Origin of the sequence: Archangium gephyra (genome assembly GCF_049060025.1) — a bacterium.
In the GTDB taxonomy this organism is placed as follows: Bacteria; Myxococcota; Myxococcia; order Myxococcales; family Myxococcaceae; genus Archangium; species Archangium gephyra_A.
The window spans coordinates 10,578,986-10,591,850 of the sequence record NZ_JBMEQQ010000002.1 but is presented as its reverse complement, the minus strand read 5'-3'; the positions used below and the strand labels follow the sequence as shown (position 1 = coordinate 10,591,850).

6 protein-coding genes are annotated in these 12,865 nt (G+C 69.8%); 3 read left to right on the top strand and 3 right to left on the bottom strand.

Features of this window, described 5'->3' with window-relative positions; genetic code table 11:
* Positions 1-33 precede the first annotated feature (33 nt).
* The 3 genes from ACN28I_RS46280 to ACN28I_RS46270 form a co-directional block, all read right to left on the bottom strand.
* Complete coding sequence (locus tag ACN28I_RS46280) at positions 34-2,163, bottom strand: cation:proton antiporter (protein ID WP_420948245.1); 2,130 nt, start codon at positions 2,161-2,163, stop codon at positions 34-36.
* Between the two features lie 111 nt (positions 2,164-2,274).
* Complete coding sequence (locus ACN28I_RS46275) at positions 2,275-3,744, bottom strand: MFS transporter (RefSeq protein ID WP_420948244.1); 1,470 nt, start codon at positions 3,742-3,744, stop codon at positions 2,275-2,277.
* Between the two features lie 81 nt (positions 3,745-3,825).
* The gene (locus ACN28I_RS46270) at positions 3,826-4,500 is read right to left on the bottom strand and encodes an NUDIX hydrolase (RefSeq protein WP_420948243.1); all 675 of its coding nucleotides are present in this window, start codon (positions 4,498-4,500) and stop codon (positions 3,826-3,828) included.
* Between the two features lie 121 nt (positions 4,501-4,621).
* On the opposite strand from ACN28I_RS46270, the gene ACN28I_RS46265 reads away from it, so the two are divergent.
* The 3 genes from ACN28I_RS46265 to ACN28I_RS46255 all read left to right on the top strand — a co-directional run bounded on the left by ACN28I_RS46265 (position 4,622) and on the right by ACN28I_RS46255 (position 12,863).
* Positions 4,622-8,992, top strand: coding sequence for a bifunctional metallophosphatase/5'-nucleotidase (locus tag ACN28I_RS46265; protein ID WP_420948242.1), 4,371 nt, complete (start codon positions 4,622-4,624; stop codon positions 8,990-8,992).
* A 96-nt stretch (positions 8,993-9,088) separates the two neighbouring features.
* Positions 9,089-10,612, top strand: coding sequence for a hypothetical protein (locus ACN28I_RS46260; RefSeq protein WP_420948854.1), 1,524 nt, complete (start codon positions 9,089-9,091; stop codon positions 10,610-10,612).
* Between the two features lie 145 nt (positions 10,613-10,757).
* On the top strand, positions 10,758-12,863 hold the full coding sequence (locus ACN28I_RS46255; RefSeq protein WP_420948241.1) for a neutral/alkaline non-lysosomal ceramidase N-terminal domain-containing protein: 2,106 nt from the start codon (positions 10,758-10,760) through the stop codon (positions 12,861-12,863).
* The last annotated feature ends 2 nt before the right edge of the window (positions 12,864-12,865 follow it).

The window sequence follows — 12,865 nt, the reverse complement described above, 5'->3', positions numbered from 1 at the left end:
TCGTTTCCGGCTCGTGCGGGTTGCGGGACTGGTTCAGGCGGCGGTGTCAGCGGGAAGTTCCGGGGCCGCGCCGTGCGCGTCTCCCGCCGGTTCGGTGGCGATGGCCCGGCCCGGATGGCGGACCACCAGCAGTGACGTGGGCGGCTCCCCGTCCTCCAGGCCCCACCCGGAGCCCACGCCCACCACCAGCAGATCATACCCGCGCCGCGCCTCCGCCAGCACGGCCTCCTCGGCGGACGCGTGCACCACCTCCTGCACGCGCACCCGCCCCGAGCGCTCCGGAAAGAGCTCGTCCACCATCGCCCGGGACCGCGAGGGACCCGGCTCCCCCCCAGGCACGGTCACCCGCAGCACCGTCACCTCCGCTCCCGAGGAGCGCATGAGCCGCCGGGCCAGGGCGAGCGCCGCCTGATCATCCGGGCCGCCACTGAAGGGCACCAGCACCCGGCGCACGCGCTCCAGGCCCCGGTCCACCAGCACCGCCACCCCCGTCCCCGCGGCCCGCATCACCTCGTGCACGGTGCCACCTGGCAGGGGGCGGCTGAAGAGGGGCTTGTGCCAGCCGAGCAGGATGAGATCGGCCTGCTTCGCCTCGGCGGTGCGGCAGATGTCCAGCGCGGGCTCGGCGGAGACGAAGGAGAGCGGACGCACCCGCAGGCCCAGGCCGCCGGCACGCTCCACCAGCGGAACCAGGGCATCGCCGCCCCCGCGCGCCTGCTCGCTCCGGAGGTGGGCCGAGGCCCGGCCCGCGGGGGGGACGAGGTGCAGGGCGTAGAGCTGGAAGGACTCGCCGGGCGCACCGGTGAGCGCACGCCCCAGGGTGGGCATCCCGGCCCCGGTCTGGCCCTCGGACACGCACATCAGCACGGTGAAGGGGGACTGCCCCGCCGTGGGGACGAGGGGCTCGAGCGGCACCCGGTCCCGAGCCACCTCCTCGGGCGGGTACATCCAGCGCAGCAGCGGCGAGGTCATCAGGGCGGTCACCATGGCCATCACCACCAGCATGGTGAAGAGCTTGGGGGAGATGACACCGAGATCCAGGCCGATGTTGAGCACGATGAGCTCGATCAGCCCGCGCGTGTTCAGCAGGACGCCCAGGGCCCCGGCCTCCCGCCAGCGCATGCCGGTGAGGCGCGCCGCCACCGCGGTGCCGCCGAACTTGCCCACGCAGGCCACCAGGAGGATGAGGCCGCACAAGGCCCAGTCCGAGGCCCCTTCCAACAGCCCCACCTGGGTCCGCAGCCCGCTGTAGGCGAAGAAGACGGGCAGCAGCAGCACCACCACCACATCCTCCAGCTTCTCCGCCAACGCCTCGGCCAGCCCGCCCTCCTTCGGAATGATGAGGCCGAAGAGGAAGGCGCCGAAGAGGGCGTGGATGCCGATGCGCTCCGTGGCCCACGCGGAGGCCAACAGCATCATCAGGGTGAGGGCCACCACGTTCTGCGTGAGGCCCTCCTTGTTCGCCACGCGCGCGCCCAGCCGGGCCAGGAAGGGCCGCACCAGTCCCAGCATGAAGCCGACGTAGAGCAGGGCGAAGAGCGTGGTGTACGCCGCGTGCATCAAATCCGAGGCGCGCACGAGCGAGACGACGAAGGCCAGCAGGCACCACGCCGTCACGTCATCCACCGCGGCGCAGGTGAGCGCCAGCATTCCCACCTTCGAGCGCAACAGGCCATGCTCGGAGAGGATGCGCGCCAGCACCGCGAAGGCGGTGACGCTCATCGCCGCGCCCATGAAGAGCACGAAGGAGAAGAAGGGCACCGACGGCTCGGACACGCGCGGATGGAGGACCAGGGCCGCCAGTGCCCCGAGCGCGAAGGGCACGAGGATGCTCGTGTGGCTGATGAACAGCGAGGCCCGGCCCTGTCCCCGGAGCACCCGGGGATCCAACTCCAGCCCGATGAGGAACATGAAGAGGATGAGCCCCACCTGGCTGAGCATCGTCAGCACCGGCATGGAGCTGGCCGGGAACAGCGTGCCCATCACCTCCGGCGCCACCCACCCCAGCAACGAGGGGCCGAGCAGGATGCCCGCGAGCACCTCGGCGATGACCAGCGGCTGGCCCAACCACCGCGCCCCCCGGCCAATCAACCGGGACAGGCCGATGATCACCACCCACTGCACGATGAGCAGACTGAGCGCGTTGTGCGTGAGGGCTTGCATCGGTCCGCCCCCATCCGGAAGCGCGTCACTTGTAGTCGACTACAAGTGACATTCATGTAGGATATTCACCCACCTCACTTGTAGTCGACTACAAGTGACGGGGTGACTGGCTCAACCCTCGGTGCCGGTCCGGGCGGAGCTCGACGGGCTGGCGGGAAGCTCCGCGAGGGCCGGAGTGGCCGGGGCCTTCCTGGGCTGGGGCCGGGCGTTCCACACCCGGGTGGCCAGCAGCAGGCCGAGGAAGGACAGGGGCAGCAGGGCGATGGGCCAGTTGCTCCAGTTGGCGGTGATCTTCGCCTCATCGCCCGAGGGGAGGATCTTCCCGAGCAGCAGCGACTGGAGGGCGGTGCCCGCGTACACGGCGCCGTCGATGATGCCCACCGCCAGGCCCGCGTTCTTCTTGCCACCGAAGTCCATGCTGGCGGTGCCCGACAGCATGCCGTGCACGCCAATCACGCACAGGGACATGAAGATGACCGTCCAGCCCAGCATCCAGCTCTCGAGCACGAAGAGCGAGACGACGGCGCCCAGGGACATGCCCGCGTAGAGCACCGCCGAGACGGGCCCGCGCCGCGAGTCGAACACCCGGTCCGAGATGAGGCCGGCGAACATGCCGCCGGTGATGCCCGCCACGCACAGCAGCATGCCCCAGTTGGACGCCACGAACGTGTCGGCGAGGCCCGTCGCCTTCGCGAACTTGGGGTACCACTGCATGATGGCGTTGCGCATGAAGCCGCTGCAGAACTCGACGGCCAGGATGGTGAGGATGATCGGATTGCGGATCATCTGCTTGAACACCTGGCCGGGCGAGAGCTGGGGCCCCGAGTCGCCGGAGGAGGCATCGGCGGTGTCGAAGTCCGGGTGGCCCGTGTGGCTCGGCGTGTCGCGGATGACGAAGAAGTCCACCACCACGAAGACCGCGAGGACGGCCGCGGGCACGAAGAAGACCCACCAGGTGGGCGCCGCCTTGGCGATGAAGCGGCTCCAGTCATAGGCGAAGTACACGCCCAGCGAGATGAGGATGCCGAACACCCCGCCGAGCTGCCCGCGCTCCTTCACGTGGAACCAGGACGCGTTCACCTTGACGATGGAGACCGCGCCGAAGCTCTGGAAGTACATGTTCAGCGCGTAGAGGAAGGACAGCGTGGCCACCAGGCCGCCCGGCGGCTGCCACCCGCGCTCGAGCACCCCGTACACCACCGCGCCCATCAGCACGTTGCACACCGACGAGCCGGCCGCGGAGATGAGGATCGTCTTGCGGCCGCCCAGCTTGTCCGTCAGCGGGCCGTTGAGCAGGAACGAGAAGCCGTACGTCAGCGTGCCCCAGAAGAAGATGGTGCCGAAGTCCGCGTTGGTGGTGTACCCCTTCAGCGCGCTGGTGGCCTCGTTGAGGTTGTAGCGCCCCATGTAGAGGAACGCGTACGTCATCCCCAGCGGGAACCAGTTGAAGAAGCGCCGGCGCTTGAAGGCCTCGGTGTGTCCGAGCTCCACCTTGGGCAGGCGGGCAATCACCAGCGAGATGGCCGCCAGCAGGATGAGGATGGGCAGGAGCTGTTGCAGCCAGGGGGGCAACGACGACATCAGATGACCTCGTTGGGGAGAGACGAGACGGGCGCACCCTACCCCGTCCCACGCTCCCCGGCCACCTTCACTCCCCGCGCGTCACGCCTGCTCGGCCAGCAACCGCAGGATGGACAGCTCCGTCTTCGCGTCCGGCACCTCTCCGCGCCGGCACATGGCCAGCAGCTCGCGGATGGGCCTCCACTGCAGGTGCGTGCCCTCCTCCAGGGGTGAACCGTCCCCCTTCGGCGTCCCCTGCTCCTTGCCCGTCACGTCCACCGCCGCCGGGAAGATCTTCTCCGAGAGAATCCCCGGCGCCACGAAGAAGCCCGCCCCCAGCAGTTGAATCTCCTCCGGCTTCACCTCGAAGCCCGCCTCCTCGCGCACCTCCTCCGCCGCCCGGTGCCGCAGGCCCTGCTCGCCCTTGTCCTCCGGCTCCAGCAGCCCCGCGACGATCTCCTCCACCCGCAGGTACGTGGCCCCGTCCGGCACCGCCATGTCCTTGCCCCGCCGGAAGTACGCCGCCGGCCGCAGGTTCATCCGCGTCAGCACCTCCAGCTCCGACGCACCGCGGCGATACACCAGCACCGACACCGCATCCAGCCGCGGCCGATCCACCACGTCCACCCGGTACACCTTCGACGCCGTCCCATCCGCCCGCCGGTTCTGGCAGCGCAGCCTCCGCACCCGCAGAAAACCCTCGTCGCACTTCGCGGTCGACGAGAAATCCTCGATTACCTCGATATCCGTCACAGAAGATTGATTGCTCGAACGCATGCCTGCTCCCTTACCGGAAGACCCTGACGCAGGGGCGTTGCTTGCCCACCCAGCATTTGTCTCGTACCTTGCGCCGTCGTCTAGCGGTCAATTTCTTCAAGCCCCCCGGATCCGCCCCCGAATGCGAAGCCTCCTGTCCGGACTCCTCTGTGTCCTGCTGTGCGCCTCGTGCATGCCCGTGATGACGGGCGAGCAGGACCTCGATCTCAGTGGCCAGGAGGTGCGGCTCACCCTCCTGCACACCTCGGACATCCACTCCCGGCTCATCCCGTACGACTTCGCGCCGCTGAAGACGGATACGGACCTGGGCATCGTCCCCGAGGCGGGCCCCTTCGGGGGTGCCACCCGCATGGGGGCCATCCTCAAGCGCGAGCGGGCCCGCGCCGGCCGCATCCTGCACCTGGACTCGGGCGACTGCTTCCAGGGCGCGCCCATCTTCAACCTCAACAACGGCCAGGCGGAGTTCAGCTTCCTGTCCCGGATGGGCCTGGACGCGGCGGTGATCGGCAACCACGAGTTCGACGCCGGCCTGCTCAACTTCGTGGAGAAGACGCGCGACTACGCCACCTTCCCGCTGATGGCGGCCAACTACCACTGGGACAGCCCCAACGATCCCGGTAACGCCCAGGCCCTGCTCAACACCGTCCCCTACGTCATCCGCAACATGCAGGGTCTGAAGGTGGGCATCATCGGCATGGCCAACATCTCCTCGCTCAACTCGCTGTCGGAGGGCGGCAACTCGCTGCAGGCCACCCCGCTGGAGCAGAACGAGGCGGCGCGCGCCTACGTGGAGATGCTGCGCCCGGTGGTGGATCTGCTCGTGGTGGTCAGCCACCTGGGCCTCCACGAGGACCAGGATCTCATCCGCGGCTACGAGGCCTATTACGAGCTCGATCGCATCAAGCCCTACCTGGAGCGCGAGCACGACCGGTGGCAGCTCCTGGAGTACGCCGACCCCAGCCAGGAGAACAACCCCAAGGCGGTGGTGCGGGTGTTCATCCCGGGCGTGTCCGGCCTGGACGCCATCCTCGGCGGCCACCTGCACGTGGTGCTCAACCCGCCGCAGCAGCTCAGCGATCCGAGCGGCCGCAAGGTGGTGGTGGTGCACTCGGGTGCCTTCGCCAAGTACGTGGGCCGGGCGGACCTGGTGGTGAAGGTGCCCAAGGCCGATGAGCGCACCATCGACGGCGCGGAGATCGTCAGCCACGACTACCGCGTCTTCGCGCTGGACGGCCTGTGGTGCGACGACGCCATGCGCGCCTACTACCAGGACAACTTCTGGAACCCCGGCCAGTTCATCAACGCCCCGGGCGTGCGCGCGGCCATCGCGAAGTGCCAGGAGCAGGAGGACCGGGAGACCACGCACCTGCTGCAGCCCTTCCTGCTGGGCATGGACTTCAACATGCAGCTCACGTCCATCTTCTCCTACGCGCCGCGCGACGTGGCCCGCCGCAACACCTCCACGGGCGGTGACTCGCCGCTGGGCAACATCTCCGCGGACTCCATGCGCAAGCGCCGCGCCGTCGAGGCGGAGATGGCGCTGACCAACTCGCTGGGCATCCGCGACAACCTCTACGCGGGCGTCGTCTCCCAGGAGTCCATGTTCAACGTCTTCCCGTTCGAGAACACCATCAACATCATGTACCTCTCGGGCGTGGAGATTCAGGAGATGCTCGACTTCGTCGCCGAGCGCTCCTCCGAACGCGGCTGCGTGAGCCAGGCGCAGATCTCCGGCGCGCGCTTCACCATGGACTGCGCCCAGGTGCAGCTCAACGACCTGCGCATTCCCTGCGAGCCCGCGAACGGGGGCGAGGACTGCCCGCAGACGGGCCGCGAGGGCCATGCGCCCTGGCAGTGCCTGCAGGACCAGGACGGCGCCCGCTGCTACGCGCGCCCCGCCACGGACGTGGTCATCAACGGCAACCCGCTCAACCCCAACGGCATGTACCGCGTGGCCGTCAACGACTACATCGCCAAGGGCGGCTCGGGCTTCAGCGTCCTCAAGCGCAACACCACCCGCCAGGAGACGGGCATCTCCCTGCGCGACTCGCTCATCGGCTACATGCAGGGCTTCTGCACCTGCGATGACATCAACGCGGGCCGCGAGACGTCCAAGACCGGCGAGCGCTGCGGCACGCTGACGAACGGCCGGTGGGTGGTGGACGATCAGCTCATCAACTTCTGCAAGCAGACGCAGGCCTTCGAGGACGCACTGGCCAGGAAGCTGGGCGACTGCACCTGCGGCGAGCTTCCTGAAGCTGCCCGCCGACGCGGCCAGCCGCTGCAACGTGGAGGGCCTCACGCCGGAGCTCATCCGCACCACGTGCAACGTGCCCCAGGGTCCGTACACCGGCCGCTGCTACTGCCGCGACGCGCTGGCCGGCGCCCAGGAGTGCGGCTCGGTCACCCGGCAGCTCGAGACCTTCTGCGCCAACCCCACCGAGATGCCCATCGCCAACGCCGCCGAGGACAACCGTATCGGCCGGAGGGTGAAGTAATGAAGAAGCAGTGGCTCCTCATGGCCGCGGCCGCGGCCTCCCTGTCCGGCTGCTACGACGTGGCCTCGAACCCGGCCCAGACCGTGGGCTCGTTCCGCGTGGTGGTGCAGAGCATCTCCGCGGTGAGCGCCGGCGGCAGCCTCCAGCCGCTCGACGTCCTGCCCTCCTGCACCGGCCCGCGCGGCACGAAGGACTGCCGCTATGCCATCCCCGGTGGCCAGGTGGAGCTGCTGCTGGACGTCATGGCCCTGGACAGGACGGGCAAGCCGTTCGACTTCAACGGGCCGGTGACCTTCAAGGTGGTGCCGGGCGATGTCTCCGACGACTACGCCTACACCTGGACGAAGCTCAACCGCGGCCGAGGCACCGGCAAGGTGCGGGCCCGGAACGTCTACGGTGAGGTGCGCGTCTGGGCCGTGGACGAGCCCGTGGTGCTGCACTACACCGATGGCGGCGTCGCGGGCACGCCCCCACCCGAGCCCGACGCGGGCCGCACCTATGCCGCCGGCTCCTCCGAGACGCTGTACTTCCAGGAGCCGACGCTCTCCGCCATCCAGTCGCCGCAGGGCTATGACAACCGCTCCTCGCCCTTCGTGGGGCAGTTCGTCACCATCGGCCGCGCCCCCGAGTCCGGCGCCGTGCAGTACCAGAACTGCCCGGCTCGCGACCTGGACGGCGATGGCCAGCCGGATCCGGAACCGGCCAAGCCCGTCACGCTGCTGGTGACGGGGACGGATCCCTCCGGCTTCTTCGTCACCGACATCACCGCCTGCCCCGTGCGCGAGGACACCAGCTCTGCCGCGCAGGTGCGCGCCCCCGAGCCCGGCGGCTACCTGCCCGGCTCGTTCGGCTCCATGTTCGTCTACAACTACAGCTTCCCCGAGGGTCTGGACCCGGGAGATCTGCTGTGGACGCTCTCCGGCTCCATCCAGGAGTTCACCTCCACCACCCAGCTCACCTTCCCCTCCTGGACGGTGCGCGAGCGCGTGCGCGAGCTGCCGCCGGATCAGTGGAACAAGTACCTGGATCTCAACCCGCCGGTGGAGCTCAACCTGCGCCACTGCGGCCTGGACAACACGCTGGCGCCCTTCGTCACCGACACCACGTGCGGCCACAACCGGCGCAACATGAAGATGGAGAGCCTGGAGTCGGGCCTGGTGAAGCTGCGCCGCATCCGTTTCCCGCAGGTCTTCAAGAACTGCGACCTCAACGGTGATGGCCAGCTCCCCATGTTCTGCGAGACGACGATCGACGGCGTGTGGACGTGGGCCGGCTGCGCCTTCCCGGCGCCCGCGGTGGATCCGGACGCCGAGGAGCGTCAGTGCAGCATCGACTGCACCACCGGCTCCGGCGCGTACCAGAACACCCGCTGCTCCGAGCGCTCCCAGTTCACGGGCTTCGGCCAGTTCGTCGTGGAGCTGGCCGGTCCCGGACCGCGGGAGGCCGGCCTGGATGACACGCTGGCCAGCCGCCAGCAGTCGGTCGTCCTGTCCGACACCACCTCGAAGAAGCTCGCCTCGGGCTACGAGCCGGGCGCCGCGGTGAGCATCTGGTGCGACGTGGACACCTACCTGGCCTTCGGCGAGGGCACCGTCACCGCCACCAACGAGGACGAGCTGCTGCCGGCCAAGACGCGCAAGGACGTCATCATGCGCTCCGGCGAGAGCCTCGTGGCCTTCCTGGCCGCGCAGCCGGTGGCGGTGACCCCGGCGCCGCGCTGCTCCGTGGCGCGCAACACCCATACCCGCGTGCTCCTCATGACGAAGGACGCCGTGCCGGACCTGAAGGTGGACTGCGACGAGAGCAACCCGGACGCGGCGGCGGCCCAGCAGTGCCGCTACCTGCACGGGGCCACCTTCGACGTGGTGGGCCACCTGCGCCACGTCCAGGCCGCCCGGCCGCGCTGGATGGTGCTGCCGCGCGACCAGGACGATCTCTGCTGCTACCCGGGCCCCGGCATGGAGTGCCCGCGGCCCATCAAGCCTTGTCAGTGATGTCGCTGTCTTGAACGAAGTGAGCGCCCCATTCCCAGGGGCGCTGGGAAGGAGCGGCGCCCCCACGCCGCGCCTGGAGGGAATTTGAGAACGCTGCTGCGCACGCTGGCCCTGACCGGGCTCACCCTTTCCGCGCCCGCATGGGCCGGAGACTTCGTCGACACCCGCTTGTCCTTCGCCTTCGCGGACGACAACGTCTTCGCCAATGCGGGCGAGACGACGCCCAACAGCCCCACGGCCCGGTTCGGCGGCGGACTGCAGAACACCCAGTTCTACGACAACTTCAACACCCGCTTCTCCGGCTTCGAGACGCTGTCCAACATCGTCCTCTACAAGCGGATGCCGGCCTTCTTCGAGGGCCTCACCACCGAGGCGGCCCTCACGGTGCTGATGCTCGAGCGGCCCTCGGGCGGCATCGAGCTGCGGGACAACTCCAGCTACATCCGCCTGCACTACCGGCCTCAGGGCTGGGGTGAGAACGAGGGCCTGTCGCTCACCGGCTTCCCGGTGTCCGCGGACCGCTTCCGGCTGGGCTACGCCTACCGCATCTCCTGGGGCGGCAGCGGCGTCTTCACCACCCGCGCCGCCGCGGCGGGCGTGCCGGGCGCCCGGCTCCAGCTCACGCGTGACCGGTGGTACGCGTACGCGGGCGCCAAGACGGCCCTGGTGCTCAACGATCTCATCAAGGAGCAGGAGACGCTCTACGGCTTCATGGCGGGCGCGGGCGTGGACGTGTTCGAGACGCTGCGCCTGGAGGCCGGCGGCGGCTACTTCCAGAAGGGCATCGTCCCGGGCCTGGCCGCGCTCGGTGTCGAGGCGCCGGTGAACTCGGCGGGCGTGTCCGCGCAGGCCGTCTACCATGTGGGCGTGCCGGTGGGCACGAGCATCGACTTCCGGCTGTACCGGAACGATCCCGAGGTCTACCAGCGCTTCTTCGCCCCGGAGCAGTACCCGGGCGGCCTGTCCTACTCGATGTCGCTCGAGGGCAGCTACCTGGTGCAGACGCTGTCGGATCCGGACGTGTTCGGCCGCACGGTGCCGCAGGAGGCCAAGGCGGTGGCGCTGCAGGCGCGCGCCAAGTGGAACTACTGGCGCTTCCACGTGCTGGGCCTCTACCGCGACCTGTCCTTCATCCAGTTCGAGGTGCCCGGCCTGCCGCCCTTCAACGACTTCCCGGATGGCACCGAGGTGAAGCCGGAGATGTTCGTCGCCGTGGGCGCGGACTACCACATCCCCGCGCTGCACTTCACGCCGGGCTTCATCGTCGGCGTGCAGCAGCCGGCGTCGTTCCGCAGCCCGGATCCGCTCTTCGGCGGCAACAACCCGCCCCCGGGCCTCACGGGCACGCGCACCGTGGTGGTGCGTGACGTCAACGTGCTGAGCATCCTCCCCACCACGTGCGGCGACGACAACGCCATCTGCCGCGCCGATCCCATCATCTCCGCCAAGGGCACCTTCCGGTGGGATCTCTCCGAGAGCGTCTCCGCCGTGGGCGAGGTCTATTACACCTACGACCGCAACCGGACGACCTTCCGGGACGACGTCTTCGGCGTCGCGCAGCCCAGCTTCGAGGATCCGCACGCGCTGGGCTTCAACATGCTGCTCCAGGCGCGCTTCTAGTCTCTGGCGCCTCTCCCGCCCCTCGCTCTCCCTCTCGGGGAGAGGGGTGGCGGGCGGCCGGGCCTCGGGGAGGCGCTCCCTCACATCCCGCGGCCCGCCTCTCCACCCCATTGTCATGGGCTCGGAACGAAACGACACGCCGCTGATGAACGCTCCCCCTCGGGTGATCGAGGTCCAGCGGCGCGCACCGGAGCCGCTCCCCTCCACGGGCATCCTCCAGGCGGGTGCCTCCCGGGTGGACCTCACGCCCGGCTTCCAGTCGTCGCTCGCGGGCTGGGGCCCCACCCTGCTGGGGTTGCGGCGCACACGGGGCGCGTGGGGCCGGCTCTTCGCGCGCGTGCTCGTGCTGGATGACGGACAGGGCGAGCGGGTGGCCCTCCTCGCGGTGGACCTCCATGCGGGCACGCGCTACCTCACCGAGCGGTTGGCAGAGCACACTGCGGCCCTGGGTCTGCACGTGGGCCGCCTCTTCCTCGCGGGCACGCATACGCACAGCGGGCCGGGGAACATCTACGCCAACACGTACTACGACACCTTCGCGCCCACCGAGCCGATCCTGAGGATACGGGGGCTGGATCAGGTCATGGTGGACTACCTCGTGGCGCGGATGGGGCTGGCCGTGCGCGAGGCCTGCGCGCGCCTGCGCCCGGCACGTGCCGGTCACGGCGCGGCCCGGCTCTGGGGGTACTCGCGCAACCGGAGCCTCGCGGCCCTGCGCGAGAACTTCCCCGGCCTGGACGAGGCGGCCCTCCGTCAGCGGGTCTCGGTGCTGGGCTTCCCCTCGGGCGCCTCGCCCTCCGTGCCCACGGGACTCCCGGTCGATCAGGTCTGTGTGGATCCGCGCATCCAGGTGCTCTGGGCCGAGGAGGCCGAGGCACCCCACCGTCCCATCGGCGCCTTCGGCATCTTCGGCGCCCATGCGTCGCTGCTCGCCAAGGAGCACCCCCTGTGCTCGCCGGATCTCTTCGGAGTGGCCACGCGTCACGCGGAGCAACTGCTGCGCGGCACGGCGGGAGGGAGCGGGCCGGTGGTGGGGCTCGCCGCTGGCGCCATCGGTGACGCCGATGCGATGCGGCCCGGCCTGACACTCGAGGCGCTGAAGAAGAAGCGCGAGGACCGGGCGGACAACCTGTCGCTGGTGGATGAGGTGGGCCATGAGGTGGGCCGCCAGCTCGCCCGGGCCTGTGAGGACGCGCGCGCCCACGTGAGCTCCTCGCTGCGCATCACCGCCCTCTTCGGCGAGCCCACGATTCGCGACGCGACGTTGAAGGATGGCAGGCGCCTGTCGCCAGGGGCCCTGATCGGCGCGCCGACGCTCCGGGGCTCGGAGCTGGGCGAGGGCGTGCCCTTGTTCAAGGAGGGGGATCGGCTGGAGGGGGTGCCTGCCGGCGATCCGCAGTGGCCGAAGGCTCCTCCCGGTGCGCTGGTGCGGCACATCCGGGACTTCCTCAAGTACCAGCCCCACACCCTGCCCCTGCGGCTGCTGAAGGTGGGCGGCCTGTGGCTGATGGGTTGTCCCGGAGAGCCGACCTCCTGGCTGGCGCATGAGCTGGCCCAGGCGATGCGCGCGCGCGGCGCCCAGGAAGTCATGGTCGCGGGCGTGTGCGGCGACTATGCCGGCTACTTCACCACCGAGCGCGAGTACAAGGCCCAGCACTACGAGGGCTCGAGCACCCTCTGGGGACGGAACACGGAGCACTGGCTCCTCGAGCACTTCGAGGCCCTGGCGATGAGCGCTTCGACGGCCATCCCGTCGGGTGCGGCTCGCTTCACGACGAACCCAGGCTCGCACCCGGCCCTCACGGAGCCCCGGCCGCCCAACGCCAGGCCCACTCCGCTCTGGCCCCGGACGCCGGAGATCGACCCGCCCCGGCTCAGCGACAATGGACGGCTGGTGCTCTCGGGCCGGTGGTTCGCCTGGGCCCCGCAGGAGCGGAGCGAGCTGGGATGGGGGGCGTGGATCCGGCTCGAGGACGCGGCCACCGGCGAGGTGCTCCGGAGCGCGAACCAGCCGCTCGATGATCAGCACCACACCTTCCTGCTGGAGTTCGTCAAGGCGCCCGGCGTCCTGGAGTGGCGGTGGCAGGTCGCGCTCGACGACTGGCGGCATCTGCTGGGCCGGAGGATCCGCTTCCGCACCCAGGGGCCCAGGGGAGTGAGCGTCCAACCCCCTCCTGGCAAGCAGTGGCCCGAGATACGCCTCAGCGCGGGCGAGGCGCGGCTGCCCGGCTCCATGTCCGTGGGCGGCTGAGG